The sequence below is a fragment of the Candidatus Neomarinimicrobiota bacterium genome (assembly GCA_041154365.1).
Taxonomy (GTDB): domain Bacteria; phylum Fidelibacterota; class Fidelibacteria; order Fidelibacterales; family Fidelibacteraceae; genus Fidelibacter; species Fidelibacter multiformis.
On the sequence record AP035449.1, the window covers coordinates 517,269 to 535,168 of the forward strand.

17 protein-coding genes are annotated in these 17,900 nt (G+C 45.7%); all 17 read left to right on the forward strand.

Annotated elements, in window-relative coordinates:
* The first annotated feature begins 64 nt into the window (after positions 1-64).
* Positions 65-2,998 (forward strand): hypothetical protein, encoded by a 2,934-nt coding sequence (locus tag strainIA91_RS02190; RefSeq protein WP_400167462.1) that lies wholly within the window; start codon positions 65-67, stop codon positions 2,996-2,998.
* A 1-nt stretch (position 2,999) separates the two neighbouring features.
* Complete coding sequence (locus strainIA91_RS02195; protein ID WP_400167463.1) at positions 3,000-4,625, forward strand: hypothetical protein; 1,626 nt, start codon at positions 3,000-3,002, stop codon at positions 4,623-4,625.
* 99 nt (positions 4,626-4,724) lie between these two features.
* Positions 4,725-6,848 carry a peptidase domain-containing ABC transporter gene (locus strainIA91_RS02200; protein WP_400167464.1) on the forward strand — a complete coding sequence of 708 codons (2,124 nt, stop codon included), beginning with the start codon at positions 4,725-4,727 and terminating at the stop codon, positions 6,846-6,848.
* Position 6,849: 1 nt separating this feature from the next.
* Positions 6,850-7,521, forward strand: coding sequence for a hypothetical protein (locus strainIA91_RS02205; protein WP_400167465.1), 672 nt, complete (start codon positions 6,850-6,852; stop codon positions 7,519-7,521).
* Positions 7,502-8,059: a hypothetical protein gene (locus tag strainIA91_RS02210; RefSeq protein ID WP_400167466.1), complete on the forward strand. Its 558-nt coding sequence runs from the start codon at positions 7,502-7,504 to the stop codon at positions 8,057-8,059. Before strainIA91_RS02205 ends, strainIA91_RS02210 begins: the two co-directional genes overlap by 20 nt.
* Positions 8,052-8,219: a hypothetical protein gene (locus tag strainIA91_RS02215; protein ID WP_400167467.1), complete on the forward strand. Its 168-nt coding sequence runs from the start codon at positions 8,052-8,054 to the stop codon at positions 8,217-8,219. The genes strainIA91_RS02210 and strainIA91_RS02215 overlap by 8 nt, the downstream gene beginning before the upstream one ends.
* 125 nt (positions 8,220-8,344) lie before the next feature.
* Positions 8,345-9,010, forward strand: coding sequence for a hypothetical protein (locus strainIA91_RS02220; RefSeq protein WP_400167468.1), 666 nt, complete (start codon positions 8,345-8,347; stop codon positions 9,008-9,010).
* 88 nt (positions 9,011-9,098) lie between these two features.
* The gene (locus strainIA91_RS02225) at positions 9,099-9,716 is read left to right on the forward strand and encodes a biosynthetic peptidoglycan transglycosylase (protein ID WP_400167469.1); all 618 of its coding nucleotides are present in this window, start codon (positions 9,099-9,101) and stop codon (positions 9,714-9,716) included.
* A gap of 20 nt (positions 9,717-9,736) precedes the next feature.
* Positions 9,737-10,231, forward strand: a complete 495-nt coding sequence (locus strainIA91_RS02230; protein WP_400167470.1) for a hypothetical protein — start codon at positions 9,737-9,739, stop codon at positions 10,229-10,231.
* A complete protein-coding gene (locus tag strainIA91_RS02235) occupies positions 10,215-10,811 on the forward strand; it encodes a hypothetical protein (protein ID WP_400167471.1) in 597 nt (198 codons plus the stop codon). Before strainIA91_RS02230 ends, strainIA91_RS02235 begins: the two co-directional genes overlap by 17 nt.
* Positions 10,774-11,316, forward strand: coding sequence for a peptidoglycan recognition family protein (locus strainIA91_RS02240; RefSeq protein WP_400167472.1), 543 nt, complete (start codon positions 10,774-10,776; stop codon positions 11,314-11,316). Before strainIA91_RS02235 ends, strainIA91_RS02240 begins: the two co-directional genes overlap by 38 nt.
* Before the next feature lie 76 nt (positions 11,317-11,392).
* Positions 11,393-12,094, forward strand: a complete 702-nt coding sequence (locus strainIA91_RS02245) for a YIP1 family protein (RefSeq protein WP_400167473.1) — start codon at positions 11,393-11,395, stop codon at positions 12,092-12,094.
* A gap of 65 nt (positions 12,095-12,159) precedes the next feature.
* Positions 12,160-13,407 carry a TolC family protein gene (locus tag strainIA91_RS02250; protein ID WP_400167474.1) on the forward strand — a complete coding sequence of 416 codons (1,248 nt, stop codon included), beginning with the start codon at positions 12,160-12,162 and terminating at the stop codon, positions 13,405-13,407.
* 1 nt (position 13,408) lies between these two features.
* Entirely contained in the window at positions 13,409-14,620 is a 1,212-nt protein-coding gene (locus strainIA91_RS02255) for an efflux RND transporter periplasmic adaptor subunit (protein ID WP_400167475.1), read from the forward strand.
* A gap of 10 nt (positions 14,621-14,630) precedes the next feature.
* Entirely contained in the window at positions 14,631-15,356 is a 726-nt protein-coding gene (locus tag strainIA91_RS02260; protein WP_400167476.1) for an ABC transporter ATP-binding protein, read from the forward strand.
* Complete coding sequence (locus strainIA91_RS02265) at positions 15,357-16,574, forward strand: ABC transporter permease (protein WP_400167477.1); 1,218 nt, start codon at positions 15,357-15,359, stop codon at positions 16,572-16,574. It abuts the gene before it with no gap.
* Between the two features lie 81 nt (positions 16,575-16,655).
* Positions 16,656-17,885, forward strand: coding sequence for an ABC transporter permease (locus strainIA91_RS02270; RefSeq protein WP_400167478.1), 1,230 nt, complete (start codon positions 16,656-16,658; stop codon positions 17,883-17,885).
* The last annotated feature ends 15 nt before the right edge of the window (positions 17,886-17,900 follow it).

Consider the following 17,900-nt stretch of genomic DNA (forward strand, 5'->3'; position numbering starts at 1 on the left):
CATCACATTCTTCCGATGAAAAATGTGGTAATTTCTGTAAAATGAATTCAAAATGGAGATATCGATGAATATCAAGAAAAGTGCAGCATTGATAACAGCCATCCTGATGCTGGCCGGCTGTATGGAGGTGAATACCAATCCTTCCCTTCCTCAATGGGAAGTGGAATTGGATGCCCCCATCACGAAGGTGGTTGTTAAAGCAGAAGATATTATCCCCGAAGATTCCCTGATACACAAGGAAGCTGTCGTGGGAGAAGACGGCTTTCAATATGTTTTTAAAGACACGGTGGATATTGAAGAACAGGAGGTCGGTGATCAGTTGAAACTGGATGCCATCAGCCCCCAGACTATATCCCAAAGTGTAGATGATGTGACGGTAGAAGGGACCGAGAAAAATTTTGAATCGGAGTTTGATACCGTGGGTGTGGATCCCATCAACAACAGCACCCTTTCCGAACTGGGGAACATCGAACTGAATGATACCGATCCTGCGTCAACTCCCGAGATCACCATGACGGAAGTCTTTCCCGATTTGCCTGCGGACGGACAGAGCTATACGATTCCACAGGGAACCGATTTTGATCCTATCGAAAAGGATATTGAGTTTACAGACTTTTCTTCAGCAACCTTTGTCAATGGTGAGTTGGAAGTCAAAATTGTGAACGACCTGGTGGTTGAACTGGGATATCCGATTCAGGTGGAATTGCTGAAGACAGATCTTACACCCATCGGATCCGGTCTGGTAGCCACCTGGAATACAGGGGTTATGCCCGGAGATTCCAGCAGCCGCTTTATTGATGTGTCCGGCGAAACACTCCCGGGAAATATGACTGTACGTGTCTCGGGTAAAATCGCCGGCAGTGGCGACGCAAGCGGTGTGGTGGATGAATCGGTCCGCAACTCATCTTTTATCATTAAATCCCAGGCCCGGAATCTGGTGGTTTCCCAGGCAACAGCAATCGTACCGGAACAGGTCATTGATACTACAAGTTCCATCACTCTGGCGGCGGAAGAAAAAAATAAAGTCCAACGGGCTGTTATTGAAGAAGGGAATCTTGGTATCTCGATTCAAAACGATCTGCCGGTGAATGCCGTGATCGACCTTCAGGTCTCCTCTCTGGACGAAACGCCGGATCAGAGCGGTGTACAGCCTTTTGCCAGGACCATCAACGTGCCTGCCAGTCAAATTACAGACGTGACGTATGATATCAATGATATGGCTTTGGTGATGGATGTGTCGGACCAAACGGTCTATTATTCGTACGAAATCCGGACGGAAGATACATCCCCCAACAAGGTTCCCCTGAGTAAAAATGACGATTTTCAGGTGGATATGAATATTTACGGGGTCTCCCCATCCGAGCAAATCACATTCAAACGAATAACGGGGATAGTGGAACCCCAGGATATTCTGGAAAGCGGTGAAATTGATGTCAGCTCCGATTCGGAAATCCAGGAAGCGTACATATCCAGGGGATCCATTACGATCGAAGTGGATAACCAAATCAACCTGACGAACACAGCTTTACCGAACCTTGTGTTGGATATGCCTGAATTTTTCAATACATCCGGTGACCCCATCCGTGAGGAACGGGAATTGGGACCGGGATTGACCACTATTGTGATTCCGCTGGCCAATCATACCCTCGTCCCACAGACCCGGATCAGCGGATCAGAACTGGAGCAGTTTATTACATACCAGTCCCATGTTACAACACCCGCAGATGAACTGGGCTCCTATGACGTTACCGATTCCATCCGGGTGAATATTCAGGTAACCGAACTGAAATTCAGCGAAGTAACGGGCAAATTTTCCCAGGAGGCCATGGTCACGGACAGTGTAATCACCCTGGATGATGACAATAAACTGGATAGAGCCATCCTTCAGAAAGGAAATCTGAATTTGGTGTTTACCAATAATATCGGTGTCATTGCCGATGTCGTGTTCCGCCTTCCGGAATTACTGAAGGATGGACAACCTTTCCGGGAAGTGATCCACCTGTCGGATGATGCCGCGCCCCAGGAATTTACAGTTCCCCTGGACGGATATGTCCTGGATTTGGATTACACCTCACCTGATGTGGACCAGCAGATTGCCTACCGTTCCACCATCAGCCTGCCCGATGATTCGGTGATGACCCTATCCCTGAATCAGGAAATCGGAGTGGATGTGGAATTGACGGATATGACCTTTTCGGAAGTATCAGGCTATATTGACACGGTGACGGTGGAGATCGATCCCATTGAGCAATCCATTACTTCACTTCCCGAAGAACTGAAAAATGTGGATTTTGCCGATGTTTCCATTCAGGTGGTCTTTGATTCCCAAATTGATGTCCCGGTCTACCTGGATTTGAACATCACATCGGAAAATGAAGAAGGTGAAACCGTGGAGGTCTCTGTAAGTCAAAATATTACAGACAATCCGGTGGTGGATATCCCCAATGCCAAAGATCTCATCAATATTTTCCCCAACAAAATCACGGCATCGGGACAAGCCCGGGTTGTCGGGGAAGGAACAGTCCGCCAGACGGATGTGGTGAAAGGGGATCTTTTCCTCTCAGCGCCCATCGCCTTTGAGATCGGAGATTCTGTGTATGTCGAACTGGATGTGGAGGAAATGGAAGAGACGGATATCCCGAAAGAGTTTAAAAGTGCGGTGCTGAATGCAAAAGTGGATAATCTCTTTAAATTTGGCGCAGAAGTCACGGTTTTGGGAAGCCCTGATTCCAATTATCTGAAAATCCCGGATCATCCGGATGTGATCGAAATTGCCCGGCTGGATGTAGATGCTGCTGACACCTCACTGCAGGTTCTTGAACTTGGTGAAGATGTGATCGAATTCCTCAAGGATGGAGGATATATGAAAACCGATGTCCGGCTTAAGGGGCCTGAGGATGGTTCTACATCGCGACTGTTGACAACCGATTCCATGACGGTGTGGTTGTATGGGACCTTCAAAGCACTCATCGGTGCAGAGGATGAGGAGGAGAATTGAGATGAATATGAATAAGATTAAGATAACACGTATATTGTTGATCGCCGGATTTATCTTTCTGGGGTCTGGGCGTCTTTTTGCACAGGAACCCGTGAATCCGGGTGAAGAAACATCTCTGGATGAAGTGCGTGAACGGGCGGATGAGGCCTTCGACGAACTGGATCGCGAGATGGATGAATCCCGGGCTGAAGAAGAAGTCTACGATATGTCCGATCAGAATTATCTGGATAAGGACACGTCTGAGCAGCAACAAACCCCTGAACCGGATGTCAATGTGTGGGAAACGGAAAAACAATCCGTATCCCTTGCTTCTGCACCTGCTGTGATTAAAGATAAAGGATCGGATTTTACAGGTTCCTTTACGGATATCGTGTACAAACGGACACTCCGCCAGCCTGCAGCCCTCCAGGGAAATCCGGCAAACCTTGGCATCGATCACGAGTCACTGGTCTCCCTGTCTCTGGTTGCGCCGATGGTGAATATGGATTTTCAGCTATCCAATGGCGCCGTAACGGTGGGGAACTATAACGATTTTGTGTCCCGGGACATGCTGACCTTTGAAGACCAGGAATATTTCGCAGGGCTCTTCGAGGAAAATGGCCTGCCTCTGTATTCTCAGATCTCTTTACCAACACTTTTTGCGCTCAGGGTTGGACCTGTTTTCTTCAACAGCGGTGTGCATGTCGGGGTTTCCGGAACACTCCCCGGTGAAATCCTGGTCATCCCCTTCCTTGGGAATCAGGCACCGGGTTTCAGCTTCGGCAACCCCATTACCAATATGGAAACATCGGCTGAAGTTTATGCCTACATCAGGAATTCACTGGGTATGGGGCACACAATCAGCCGGTATATTCCCATTGTCCGGGATATTGTGGATATCCGGGTTGGCCTGGCTGTGAATGCCTATCTGGGAGGATTCAGCCTGGCTGAAGCCCACGATGTGGTTATCGGGGTGGATGAAACCACCGTCCAAACTGCCGGAACAGCTACGTACAGTTTTGTGAATCCGGATGCCGATATCGAAGTACCGGGACCCACCTTTGGCTTTGATTTCGGCGTAGGGGCGAAATTGAAGGATTTTCTACCCATTCCCTTTGTGGCAAACCGTGTGGATGTCCAGCTCTCTTTCCTGGACCTGGGCGCGACGGTCAACAGCTCCAATATGATTAAAAAAGAGTATCGCTGGGATGCCCGGGTGGAAGATCCTGTAGGAACCTTTTCCGAAGAGGATCTGGATGTGGATTCCCTCCTCAATGCCACACATACAACCCTTGATTCCAACTTCGTGATGACCGAAAATCTGGCTTCACGCATGAAACTGGATCTGACTTGGCAACCCATTTCTGTATTAATGGTCAGGACAGGATTAACGGCTTTTCTGAATGAAGGTCTGGGATATGAAGAATCTCCCCGGACTTATCTGGAACTGGACGTTTTTCCTCTGAAATGGCTGATGCTGAATATGGGAACCGGCTTTACCAACGGCAATGGTTACCTGAAGACCGGGATCGGGTTTAACACCCGGATCTGGGATATGGGAATCTATACCTATTCATTGGGAAGTGCGGGATTTACCGACAATATTCGGGGATTCGGCTTCAAACTGGTGAATAACTGGTATTTTTAACGAATAAGTATTTTTCCTGAATATTTTCTAAAAAAACCCGGCGTTGTCCGGGTTTTTACTTTTAGTTGAGAATCTGTAGAAATTTTGTTGGGTTGATTTATGATTGTAAATAGAATAAAATTTTTACAGAAAGATAATTATAGAAAAATGATTATTAACTATTTCAAATATCCTCTTGTGAAGCAGCATCAGTCCTCGGACTGCGGACCGGCCTGTCTTCTGAGTCTGATTCGGTATTTTGGCGGATATGCTTACCTGGATAAACTTCGTTTATTATGCCATACCGATTATAAAGGATGCCGTTTATACGATTTGAAACAGGCAGCAGAAAAAACAGGCCTGAAATGCTCTGCATTCCGTGTGGACAAAGGAAAATACCCGGAAGTGGAATTACCGGTGATTCTCCATTGTGAACTTCCGGAACACCTGGCTCATTATGTGATCGTCTATGCTCATAAAAAGGGGCGCTTTTTGATCGGCGATCCGGCCAAAGGTCTTTACTGGCTGGATCAGAAAGCGCTGGATTCCCTGTGGAAAAGCCGGGTTTTGATGACAGTCCAGTGCCTTTCCACGTATCGGGATCCGGATTATCAATCGGATGGGGCGTGGCTTGTATCCTATGTCAGAAAATATGCAGATCATGTGATTCAAATTCTATTTTGTGGTGTGATTTCAATCTTTGCAGGTTTTTTTACGGCATTTCTCATCAGGGCGGTGACCGAAAGGGTAATCCCCCGACAGGATCAACATCTGTTATTCATAAGTCTTATCTTTCTGTCATGTTTTCTCCTCATACGAAGTGCTGTGACATATATCCGGAATCTCCTTTTTTACCGACATGGGAAAATACTTTTTCAGGATATTTTCCAATCGTCCATCTCTCATTTTACCCATCTTCCTTACGGGATTATATCGCGTTTCAGCACCGGTGAAATCACATCCCGCTTTCTGGATATTTTCCGGATACAGTCTTTTTACCAATTTACCCTTCTGCATGGGCTGTCAGATGCTTTTATTCTGGCCGGAAGCCTTCTTGTGATGGTCGTGTTTTCTCCTCTCTTGGCAGGTTTGTCCACCCTGTTCATCCTGTTACTGGCGGGGATACTGGCAGAGTTTTATCCCCGGCTGCGAAAACTTCAGAATACCATGCTTCAAAAAGGAGCCGCCTTCAGTCATGAGTTGATTGAAACCATGGAAGGCATGCCGGAAATATCAGCTTTTGGTGTCCACTCCTATTTTACCCGCTTAAACAGGGAAAAATATGATGCTTTTCTCAGTCGATGGCAGGATGTCGGATTGTTGAACAGCCGATTATTTGTCCTTTCAGAATGCTGTCTTGCAGTATTTCAACTTTTATTTATCGGATGGGGTATCCTGAGTGTGATGAATGGGCACATATCCTTTGGCAACTGGCTGGCTGCCTTTATTCTTACGGCCAATTTTATCCCTTCCCTTTTCAGAGTCATGGAAAATGCTTTAAAAGCTGCCGAAACCCGTGAAGCAATCACGCGTCTCCGGGATTTTCTGGTTCATCCAGTGGAAACATGGGAAGGGAAAACATGTGATCCTGTCCCAAATTTTTCCCTGGATCTCCGGAACTGTACTTTCCAATGGCCCAAATATCAACCCCTGTTCGAGAAAATCAGTTTTTCACTCCGGAAAGGATCCCTGGTACAGATTTCAGGTGATAACGGAACCGGTAAAACGACCCTGATCCATTCCATCCTCCGGCAATATCAATTTTGTGAAGGGGATATGTATTGGAATGGGAAACCTGTGATGATGACGAACGTCGTGGATTACCGGCAGCATTTTGGTCTGGTCAGCCAGGATGTGAAGATTTTCAATATGACACTGCGGGATAATATTTTCCTGGGACGTAAACCTGAAAATTTCCGCTGGTTGAATGAAATACACCGGGATTTCAACTGGTTTATCCAAAAGTTTGAATACGGCCTTTTGTCGATTCTCGGTGAAGGACACCGCCGGCTCTCCGGGGGAGAAAGGCAAATAGTGGGACTTCTTCGGGCGATCCTCGAAGAGCCGGATGTCCTGATTTTAGATGAGTGTTTCAATTCCCTGGACCGTATGACCCGTCACTGGGTTCTGAAATGGATAAAAATGTATGCGAAACACCATGCTGTTATTCTTATTAGTCACGATACCCAGATAACGGATCTGGCTCAAACTGTTGTAGACCTTAAAAGAGAATATGCCGGGTGATATGATGCTTACGATTACCTATCGGCCTTTTTTTCAACGTATAAAGTCTGTTCCCTGGACCGGATTCCTTATTCTGTGGTCTGTTTTGTCCATGGCGACGGTCTGGTTCTATCAGGATCAATTTACAACCCGTCAAACCGTGGAACAACTTCTGGGAGCACAATTTTCACCGGTCTATATTGACCTGATTTATGCACGTATTCAGGATATCACATACTGGACGCTGTTGTGTATTCCTTGTTTCATCCTGATCCGAATGACCCTGATGGCGCTTTTGATTCATCTCTTTTTCATACTGACTCAGGTATGGATCCCTTTCAAAAGAGTTTTTCATGCAATCGTGCCTGCCTTTGGTTTTTTAATCCTCAGGGATGTATCAAAATTCATACCCCTGTCCGGCATGGACACTTTGGATGATAAGGCCGGGGAAGTCCTTAAGGTCCCCCTGGCACTCAGTGCGGTTGTGTCTGTAGACTCCTATCCAACATTGAATAAACTTCTGAATGCCTTCAACTGTTTTGAAGGGGTATGGCTTTTATGGGTTGTTTTAACCCTGGCAGTCTGGACAGGGCTCAATATGAGAAAGATTCTTTTCCCGTTGCTGACTGCCCGGATTTTGGGAATTGTCCTCATGTGGGGACTGGGAGTTTTCTATGAAATCTATATGTTATAAAAAAGGTTTTACGCTTCCGGGAATCGTGTGGCTTCTACTGATTCTTATTGTCAGTATATTGATTGTTTTCTGGGTTGTGAAGATTGAAACGCCTCGGGGTGAATTATCTTCTTTCACATACTATTCCGGTTCAGGTCCCAAGCAATTTATACCTGAAAGAGGGAAATATAAAATCATCATCCTCTTTTCCATGAATTGTCCCTACTGCATGCAATATCTGACGCGCCTGAACCGGATGCAAGGGCAGTTACCGGATGTCCAGTACGGCTTGTTTACCACAGATAAAATCTTTTTTACGTCAAGTATATATGAATCCTGTATTTCGCTCAGGCAGGATTCCCGTTTTACAATAGGTATTCTGGATGTCAGCACCGCATACGCCTGTTTCGGGGATCCGCCTTTACCCGTCACATTTATCTATGACGGTGAGCATAAATATGTCCGTTCACTGCGCGGTGACCGAGATATCCGGGAACTCCTGAAATGGATCCCGTCAAATCACAAGCAACATGAAAGAAAGGGGGTCGGAAATGAATGAACTTACCTTGAACGAGATGATGGAGTACACGGGAGGATACCTGCCCGGGTCCTATCTTGCCTGCCTGGCAGGAATCGTTGCTCTGGGCTTCGGTATCTTTACATCACAGGGAATGGTCATGAATATCGGGACATCGCTGATTTTCCGGTATTGTGACTGAAATCCCGGGGGCACATCGGGAGAGCCGTCTCCGGCTCTCCCGGTTTAATCAAATAATGCGGATAGGGAAAAATGTTTATAAAACAACTCAGACTATCTTTTTTGTCATGCCTGATCTTTCAGCTTGTGAAAGTATCTCTACTGACAGCATCGGATCCGGACGGCTTCAGGCCATGCACATGGGTTTTGAAACAACAGGATAAAAATGATTATCTGACGATTAGCATCACCGATACACTTGTAGATTCACTGGAATGTCTTCGCTACCGGGAAGCCTTTACAGCTTCACCCCTTGGCGGTGTGGATGTTATTTTTGTTCTGAAGACTGGTGATCCTCTTTGGTTCAGGATTCCCGCCCTGGGAGAAGAGGTGCATGTGGATTACCGGAAGAAAGAATACATTGTCCACAAACGGATGAAAGATAAATCCTATACCCTGCATACTCCTTTTCATAATGTAACTTTTCCCTTCTATGCCCGTTTCGCCCGTCTACTGTTTCATCCACCTCCCACTGATACCCTTGTTCAACTCTACCTGTATAACGGAAAAACGGTGCCATACCTTTTTAAACCAGCCGGTATGGATACCCTCCAACTTCAGAATCAGAAAATCCCGTGCCAAAAATGGGTTGTTCGTATGAAAACCGGTCCTTTAATGGGACAGGAAGATTATGTGTGGATAACTGATCATCCACCGTTTGAAGTCATGAAAGTAACATCAATCACCCGGATTGGTAAAGTCCTTGGACTATCTTTGGGGAAACATACGGCAGTCTTTGAAAGGGTCTATTAGAAAAACCGACGGCATGAAATCCGCGTTATTCATTTTGTTGGTTTTGATCACAGTTTACTGTGGGATTTGGGTTCAAAGAGGGTTGGTTTTGAAAAAAAAATCCATACCTGAACTGGACCGGCTAATCCGGCAATCTACCTATCTGCAAGGAGAAATATCCCGCACGCCCACGCGTGACGGAAAATGGATTCGACGGGAACAGCTTCCCCATGTCCTGGTTCTGTTGTTGTTGTCCTCTGAGGACCGTCGCTTTTACGAGCATCATGGTGTGGATTTTTTCCGGGTTTTGAAAATTTTACTGACTCCCAGGGTTTCCCGGACTGTTTATTCAGGGGGCAGCACACTGACACAGCAACTGGTGAAAACCATCTGGGGATCCTGTGACCGGACGATATGGCACAAAATCCATGAAATGGCAGGTGCCTGGATTGTAGAATCCTTTCTAAAGAAGGATGAAATTCTTGAACTCTATGTCAACTGTATCATGTGGTCGCCCAACTCTGTGGGACTTTCTTCAGCGGTGCAGGTATTATTCAGGAAGGATGTAAAAGAGCTGTCTCCTGATGACATGATCCTGTTGGTGGCCGGCCTTCCCAATCCTGAAGCCCTGGCGGAATTTATTATTCAGGGCAAACCGAACCGGCGCCTTCTGAACCGAATTCAACGTTTGACATCAGAAGCTGTGACTATGGGTCTCTTTCCATAAGGTAAAAAAAGGAACAGATTATGAATAAAAAAATCTATTTCCTGATTATGATCTTGCTGTTTTTCTGGATACTGCTGCTTTTGTACCGTCAGAAAGAAGTATCCCGAAGCCTTCTTCATGCAGACCGCTCGATTTCAGAATTTCTAAGCCTTGAAAATCTCAGAGCCTGTTACCTGTTCACACCAGTGGACTCGTTGGTAGAAATAAATCATAATGAAGGATTGCTCCTACTGATAAACCGGGACGAAAACCTGGTCACATGGGTTACGTATTTAGAAACACATTTTCCGGCATGGCCCCTGAAGGTTGTGGCAAACGAGACATTGATTCCTTCGGGATCAAAGATGTGTGAGACCCGGATTTCCTTTCCTGAAGTGTTGGATATCCCTGTAAATATTCTCTGTTATTACAGAAGGGATACATGCCGTTATTTTTTTCTGCATGAACCGGCAAACCCCTGGCGATTGGGACTGGACATGAAAAATTTGAGGAAATTCTATGAAAAAAGCACTTAAATGGTTCGCCATCATGATGGCTATCTGCCTGATCTTTATACTTAGCGCGGTGCTAAGACCCAAAATTAAAGAAATCAGAACAGAGCGGTATATGTCGAAATATTGGGAAACTATCCGTCAGGTCTGTGAAAAATCTTCTTTATCTCCTTCAGAGTATTTCAGTGTTGTTTTTGCCGAGCGGCTTCATAATGTCAATCATCTGGACAAGGCAGATTTTAGCAGGGCCCGGTTGGGGTTTGATGCCTCTGTGGGATTTGCCCAGATGAAAATTTCTACCTGTGAATGGGTGGAACTCCATCATCCGGAGCGCTTACCTTTTTCTCCTTCAAAAGACAGATTCCATTTGATTCACCGCTTATCCTTTCCGGATACCAATATTGTGTACAGTGTTGTGTATTGCCGTATCATTCAGGATCTTTACAAGAAACGTTTTGGGTATCTTCCTGATGTGGCAGCTCTGGGATCTTACTATGGCCGTGGAATTGATTACGGAAAAATCATGGACCAGGAATTTTATCTGAATGAATTGGGACTTACAGCTCATGATTATTACACCCGCCATTTTCAGACAGATCCTTAAACTCAGTGTTTGTGTTGTACTTTTCTGGACATGTTCAGAAAACAGGGATCCACTGCACATCATATTCAGAAATGCCTGGAATGCCCGCGATCCGGTCTATCCCCTGCAAATGGAAAGTAAACGGCGCCATAATATTCCTTTTACTGGAATCTGTATTCACTATTCCGGTTTCAGTTGTGATATGGACCCCCGTTCATTGCAGGATTACCAGATTTTACGACTTGGTTATCCGGATATAAATTATCATTATATCATAGATAAAAGAGGGCACATCTATCAGGGAAGGGATACCCTGTTTTTCTGTGAAACCCTCCATAAAACGGATCCATATATTCACCTGTGCTGTATCTCCGATATGAAATTTTCTTCAGGATCCTGGCTGCCAAAAAAGCAGAAGAATTCTCTTAAAGAAATGATCCGGTATTTATATGATTTATATAACATTCATGGTAAAAGTATCTTTTTTTATGACAGTACAGGTTATGAAGATTTGGATTTCATGTAAATTTCATTAACTTTTCTGGAAACAAAACGTCATGTCTATAAATTGAAATCCTGAATGAATAAGGAGTAAAAAAGCCATGGTAAGTGAAAAAGTGAATCCTTTTAAGCGTGTGTTGGATGTCTTTGTCAATCCGGAAACGACCTTTGCATCGTTTCAGGAAAAGATCACCTGGAAGGATTTGTGGTTGCCGGTCTTATTGCTGGTGCTTGTTTCGATGCTCACGATACAGCTGACCCATCCCATTCAGGTTAAGGAAAGCCGCCAGATGATCTCCCGCATGGATAATCTTAACGATCAGCAGAAAGAGGCGATGCTGCAACGGATATCTACTGATGAGGTCCCGGTACAGAATATGATCCTGGGAGGCATCACCCCGCTTATTTATGCTTTTTTTATTGCAGTTATCTATCTGTTTGTGGGGAACTTTTTTGGTGGTGGAAATGCCAAATATATGACTATGCTGGCAACGGCCCTGCACATTAGCATGGTGGATGTCCTGGCCAGTGCTGTTAAAATCCCCCTCATGCTCGCTCAAAAAACCATGATGGTTCATACAAGCCTGGCCATGTTTTTCAGTGATTTTGATTTATCTGATATCTGGTTCCGGATTGCCATGCAGGCGGATATTTTTAAAATCTGGAAATGGATACTCTGGATCATTGCCTTCAAGGTGATTTATCAATATTCCGGTAAAAAGGCTTTTATTTTAACAGGAATCATCTGGTTCCTGGGAGCTGTACTCACCATTATTATCCAGGGTTTTTCACCCCTGGCATAAAAAAGTGGACAACCCTTTGCTCTGCAGGGTGTCCGAAACGGAGAAAATAAGGATAGGATCGATTCATGAAGGTACGCAAGGTAATATGGATATTCATGTTTTTGGGGATTGCGGGGTGGATTCAGGCTGCACCGCTCATGACACTGAGCAAATGCCAGGAACAGGCGTTGAGGGCAAATGGGGATCTTTTACAGCAACGGCTTGAAACAGAAAAAACCGGATTAACGGTTAAACAGAGTTATTCTGATCTTTATCCCTCTGTCTATGGCCGTGTTTCGACCAGCTATTCCCATACGGATAATTCCATTGTCACAACTGATAACTCCGGTTATACACTTTCAGGGACGGTGAGTCAGAATGTGTTTTACCCGGGGCTTTTTTCCGGTTTAAAAGCGGCAAAATTCTCGGAAGAAGCAGCAGGATTGAATCTTCAGGATGCCATTTCATTGTTGGAAGCTTCGGTAATTCAATATTATTACAGCATCCTGGCCTCTGATGAATTGATTGCCGTCTATAAAGAAAATATCCGTTTTGCCGATGAAAATATCAAACGGGTTCAGAGCATGGTGGAACTGGGAGCAAGAACTGAATCTGACCTGTTAAAAGTGAAAGTCCAAAAAGGCCAGTTTCAAAGCCAGCTTTTATCTGAGGCACAACGAAACCGGAGTCTGAAACGTGAGCTGAACCTGTTGATGGGACAGGATCCGGCCCAGGAGTTGAGGCTTCAGCCCATGAGTCCTGAACCTGCGAGCCTGCCGGATATTCAGGATGCCCGGAACCTGGTTAAAAAAAGTAATTTCTCTCTTTTGGCCCTGGAAAAACAGATTGAACTTCAAAAGCTGAATGTAAAAATCAAAAAAGAGTCTTATTTGCCGACGGTTTCAGGGGATTATACCTATTCATACAGTGATGATGACGGGGGGAAAGTTCAATCCAATACACTGGGTTTATCGGCGAATATATCCCTCTTTGAAGGATTCCGAAGAAATACGGAAAAGCAAAAAGCTGAGATTGATTTAAAGGCGATGCAAATCCGGTATAACAATGCCGTGGATGATCTGTTTGCCCGTCTCGATGAGTTGTACCACACCCTGAAAACGTACAATGAACTGACAGAAATTCATGAAATCAGTCTGGCGTCGGCAAAGCGGGATTATGAGCTGGTCACTCAGCAGGTTGAACTGGGGTCGGGGACTATTCTGGATCAGCTGGACGCTCAGTTGTCGGTCCTTGCTTCAGAAAGTCAGCTCGTGGAAGCCCGGTATAATACAAAAATAACAGAAGCACACATTAATCAACTTTTAGGGAAATAAAATGAAGAAATGGATTATTCCGATTGTTGTTGTAGTGATAGCAGCCATCGTGTATTTCAACTTAAAAATGAACAAAGAACAGGCGGTTGAAGTACAAACAGAAGTTGTCAAACGCCATACTGTCGAAGAAAAAGTCTCGGCAAGCGGTCGTGTGAAGCCTGTTACCCAGGTGGATATCAGTGCCAATGTAGCCGGTGAAATTATTGAAATGAATGTGAAGGATGGTCAGAATGTCCGCAAGGGACAGGTATTGGCCCAGTTGGATAAAGTCCGTTATGAAGCAGCAGTGGTTAGTGCCCGGGCGACATATTCTTCCACAAAAGTTGCTTTTGAAAAAGCCAAAAAGGATCTCAAAAGAGCACAGGCTTTGTATGAATCGGGCAATCTGAGCCAGGCGGATCTGGATCAGGCTCTGGCGGAATATGAAAGTATCCAGAGTAATCTGGCTCAGGCGGAATCAAGTTTAAAACAGGCCGAGGATAATCTGTCCAAGACGACGATCATTTCTCCCATTGATGGAACCATTATCCAGGTTCGGAAAGAAGCGGGAGAAATTGCCCTTGGATCCCAATTCCAGGCCGATATTATCATGGTTGTGGCGGATCTTTCCAAGATGGAAGTGGAAGTGGATGTTAATGAAAATGATGTCGTCAGGGTCTCGCTGAATGATCCCGTAGAAATTGAAATTGATGCGATCCCAGATACATCTTTTAAAGGGGTGGTCACGGATATCGCCAATCTGGCCCAATCCACCGGACTGGGAACGCAGGAAGCAGTCACCTACTTTACGGTTCTGGTTGAAATGCTGGAAGTACCGGATATGATGCGGCCCGGCATGAGTGCTACCGTTGAAATTCTCACGGATAAGGCGGAGAATACCATTGCCGTTCCTATTCAGAGTGTCACGGTGCGGCCTGCCGATAAGGTGTTTAAACCTGTTGAAAAAGACAGTCTTTCTTCTCCTGCACCCAAAGAAAAAACCGGGGATGAAATGGTTGAAGTCATTTTCCGGGTGGATCAGGATACCGTAACGGCAGTACCTGTCACCATCGGACTCAGCAGTCAGGATCTGTTCGAGATTAAATCCGGTATCCAGGAAGGAGATGAAATTGTCATTGGAAATCATAAAGTCCTAAGCCGTGAATTACAGACCGGAATGCATGTCAAGAAATCCGAGAGTGAAGAAGGCAACGAATCCGGTAAGAAACGCTAAGGAGCAGAACATGGCCTTATTGGAACTGAAACAAGTAACAAAAGTGTACCAGGTTGGGACTGTGGCTGTTCATGCTCTTCGGGGAATTGACCTGATGGTTGAAAAAAATGAATATGTGTCAGTGATGGGCCCCTCCGGATCGGGAAAATCCACCCTCATGAATGTCATCGGATGTCTGGATACCCCAACTTCGGGGACCTACATTCTGGATGGAAAAACAGTCCATGATGATCGCATTGAGCAAAGCAGTAACGGTAAATTATCCGATGATGATCTTGCTTTTGTACGGAATCAAAAAATCGGGTTTGTTTTTCAAACCTTTAATCTTCTGCCCCGCATAACGGCCCTGCACAATGTGGAACTTCCGTTGATCTATGCCGGAATCCATAAAAAAGACAGGATAGACATGGCAAAAGAAGCCCTTCGGAAGGTGAATCTGGAGGACAGGATGCATCATCAGCCCAACGAACTTTCAGGTGGGCAGCGTCAGAGAGTGGCCATTGCCAGAGCCCTGGTAAATAACCCTTCAATCATTCTTGCGGATGAACCTACCGGGAATCTGGACAGTAAAACATCCCGTGAAATCATGCAGCTCATGGATCACCTTCATAATGAAGGCAATACAATCATCCTGGTCACGCATGAGACAGATATTGCCCGGCATGCCCACCGGGTTGTCCACTTTCTGGATGGGCTGATTGCCAGTGACGAATTGACACCTAAGGGAAAAGGGTAAATGGGTCAGCTGTTTGAAAGTGTGATCATGGCCACGAAGGCCATTCTTCAGAATAAAACCCGGGCATTTTTAACCATGTTGGGTATTATCATCGGCATATTATCCGTGTCCCTCATGGGAACTGCCATTTCCGGAATCGATGAAGTTTTTGAAAACAGTATTCAGGGGATGGGCCAGGATGTGTTATATGTACAAAAATATCCCTGGTTTATGATGAATGATGAATGGTGGGAATACCGGAACCGCCCTGACATTGAGGAGGAATATGCCGAGCAAATCCTGGAACGGGCAAGCACCATTGCGTTTGCCGCACCTTCAACAGGACGCCGGAGTGATGTGAAATACGGCAAAAATGCTGTAGAAGGGGTGGAAATCAACGGAACCACCTGGCAGGAAGCCTATATTTCAGCCCTGAAGCTGGAATCCGGCCGCTTTTTTTCAGAACCCGAAAGCCGCTACGGTACCCGGGTGGCAGTAATTGGATATGATATCAAAACAAGCCTCTTCCCCAATGAAGATCCCCTGGGCAAAGAGATTATCATCCAGGGAATTAAATTTCGAATTATCGGTGTGATTGCCCAACAGGGGAAATTTCTGGGACTCATGAGTATGGATAATATTGTGACCATTCCCCTGAAATCCCTGCAAAATATTTTTGGTGGCCGGTGGGGAATGTCTGTCAGTGTGAAACCCAAAGAGGGAGTGACGGTAGAACAGGCGAAAGAAGAACTCATGTTTATTATGCGGGGGCTCCGGGGGCTGAAGCCCCAGGAGGAAAATGATTTTTCCATCAACCAACAGGAGGCCTTCCGGCAGCAATTTGCCAGTATACGGATGGCGATCAGTGCGGTAGGACTTGGTATCACCGCCCTTTCCCTGATTGTGGGTGGTATTGGTATTATGAACATCATGTTCGTGAGTGTCCGGGAACGAACCAAAGAAATTGGTATCCGTAAAGCCCTGGGTGCCAAAAAGAATATTATCCTTTTTCAGTTTCTCAGTGAAGCCGTGATTATATCTCTGATCGGCGGTACCATCGGTATTCTCATCACCGTGGGGCTTGTTGGTCTTTTGCAGAAGTTCTTTGTGGCGCGGCTCTCCATCGATCTCATCATCATTTCCCTTTCCGTTTCGGTGATCACAGGTGTTTTATCGGGAATTGTCCCTGCCAACCTGGCAGCTCGCCTGAATCCCATTGAAGCCATCAGATATGAGTAAAGAAAAGAAAATATGATGATTGTTGACGTTAAGATTGAGAGATTCAGAAATACACCCCTTGATGGGGGTGAGGAATAAAATATGAATTTGCATGAAGTGCTCACATCTTCCCTGGATTCCATCCGCCAGAATAAGCTTCGTTCTTTTCTGACACTTCTCGGCGTTGTGATCGGGATGTTTTCCATTATCGGTGTGATGACAGCGATCAATGTCCTCCAGAATTCGGTTGAAAGCAACCTGAATGTCCTGGGAACCAATACCTTTTTTATCCAGAAGTATCCTGCAGTTCAAATGGGTGGCGGTACCCGCTGGAAATATCGTAACCGGAAAAACCTGACTTATGCAGATTATCTTCAATTGAAGGACCGTTTTTCCGGTCCGGCCACAATTACTGCCGAAGACTGGCATAGTGGAGACCCCATCAAATTTGAAGACAAGCAGACCAAAAACAGTGTGGGAATCCGGGGGGTGACACCTGAATGGGAATTTTCGTCCGGCTATTTTCTGCAAAGCGGCCGGATGATCAGCCGGAACGACCTGGAACAGATGCGGAATGTGATTATTCTGGGACAGGATGTGATTGATGTTCTCATGCCTCAGTATAACCCGGTGGGACAAACGGTTACCATCCGGGGGGTTAAATTCAAGGTGATTGGAACCCTCGAACGGAAAGGCACCATCTTCGGCCAGTCCGAAGATAATGTGGTAATTATGCCATTGACTACCCATCTGAAAATGTTTGCAAGCCGATGGACATCCCTGGGATACGCGATAGCGGTGATGGATATGGAACGGTTTGATGAGGTTCAGGATGAAATTGTATTCAATTTGCGTCTGATCCGGGGCGTTCCTCTGACGGAAGAAAATGATTTTGAGGTCGTATCCAATACTTCGCTTATTGATACCTTCAATCAGGTGACCGGTGCCATCAAAATGGCCGCTCTTCTTATCAGTTCAATTGCCCTTATAGCTGCCGGTATCGGTATCATGAATATCATGCTGGTCAGCGTGACAGAACGAACCCGGGAAATCGGCATCCGTAAAAGCATGGGAGCCCGAAAGCGGGATATTAAGAATCAGTTTCTTCTTGAAGCCCTGGTTTTAACGGAACTTGGAGCCATGATCGGCATTGTTTTGGGTATTCTGGCCGGAAACCTTGTGGCTGTGTCCATGGATGTGAGCGGGGTTTTCCCCATCCAGTGGGCGATTATCGGTGTGGTGATTTGTTCGGTAATCGGCGTGGTTTTCGGAACCTATCCTGCCGTTAAAGCAGCCCGGCTGGATCCTATCGAAGCTCTGAGATATGAGTAAAATCTTTTTTTAAAG

What these genes read in the sequence shown, in the direction of transcription:
- strainIA91_RS02190 (WP_400167462.1), top strand. Translation starts at nt 65, where the DNA reads ATGAATATCAAGAAAAGTGCAGCATTGATAACAGCCATCCTGATGCTG.
- strainIA91_RS02195 (WP_400167463.1), top strand. Translation starts at nt 3,000, where the DNA reads ATGAATATGAATAAGATTAAGATAACACGTATATTGTTGATCGCCGGA.
- strainIA91_RS02200 (WP_400167464.1), top strand. Translation starts at nt 4,725, where the DNA reads ATGATTGTAAATAGAATAAAATTTTTACAGAAAGATAATTATAGAAAA.
- strainIA91_RS02205 (WP_400167465.1), top strand. Translation starts at nt 6,850, where the DNA reads ATGATGCTTACGATTACCTATCGGCCTTTTTTTCAACGTATAAAGTCT.
- strainIA91_RS02210 (WP_400167466.1), top strand. Translation starts at nt 7,502, where the DNA reads ATGAAATCTATATGTTATAAAAAAGGTTTTACGCTTCCGGGAATCGTG.
- strainIA91_RS02215 (WP_400167467.1), top strand. Translation starts at nt 8,052, where the DNA reads ATGAATGAACTTACCTTGAACGAGATGATGGAGTACACGGGAGGATAC.
- strainIA91_RS02230 (WP_400167470.1), top strand. Translation starts at nt 9,737, where the DNA reads ATGAATAAAAAAATCTATTTCCTGATTATGATCTTGCTGTTTTTCTGG.
- strainIA91_RS02235 (WP_400167471.1), top strand. Translation starts at nt 10,215, where the DNA reads ATGAAAAAAGCACTTAAATGGTTCGCCATCATGATGGCTATCTGCCTG.
- strainIA91_RS02240 (WP_400167472.1), top strand. Translation starts at nt 10,774, where the DNA reads ATGATTATTACACCCGCCATTTTCAGACAGATCCTTAAACTCAGTGTT.
- strainIA91_RS02245 (WP_400167473.1), top strand. Translation starts at nt 11,393, where the DNA reads ATGGTAAGTGAAAAAGTGAATCCTTTTAAGCGTGTGTTGGATGTCTTT.
- strainIA91_RS02250 (WP_400167474.1), top strand. Translation starts at nt 12,160, where the DNA reads ATGAAGGTACGCAAGGTAATATGGATATTCATGTTTTTGGGGATTGCG.
- strainIA91_RS02255 (WP_400167475.1), top strand. Translation starts at nt 13,409, where the DNA reads ATGAAGAAATGGATTATTCCGATTGTTGTTGTAGTGATAGCAGCCATC.
- strainIA91_RS02260 (WP_400167476.1), top strand. Translation starts at nt 14,631, where the DNA reads ATGGCCTTATTGGAACTGAAACAAGTAACAAAAGTGTACCAGGTTGGG.
- strainIA91_RS02265 (WP_400167477.1), top strand. Translation starts at nt 15,357, where the DNA reads ATGGGTCAGCTGTTTGAAAGTGTGATCATGGCCACGAAGGCCATTCTT.
- strainIA91_RS02270 (WP_400167478.1), top strand. Translation starts at nt 16,656, where the DNA reads ATGAATTTGCATGAAGTGCTCACATCTTCCCTGGATTCCATCCGCCAG.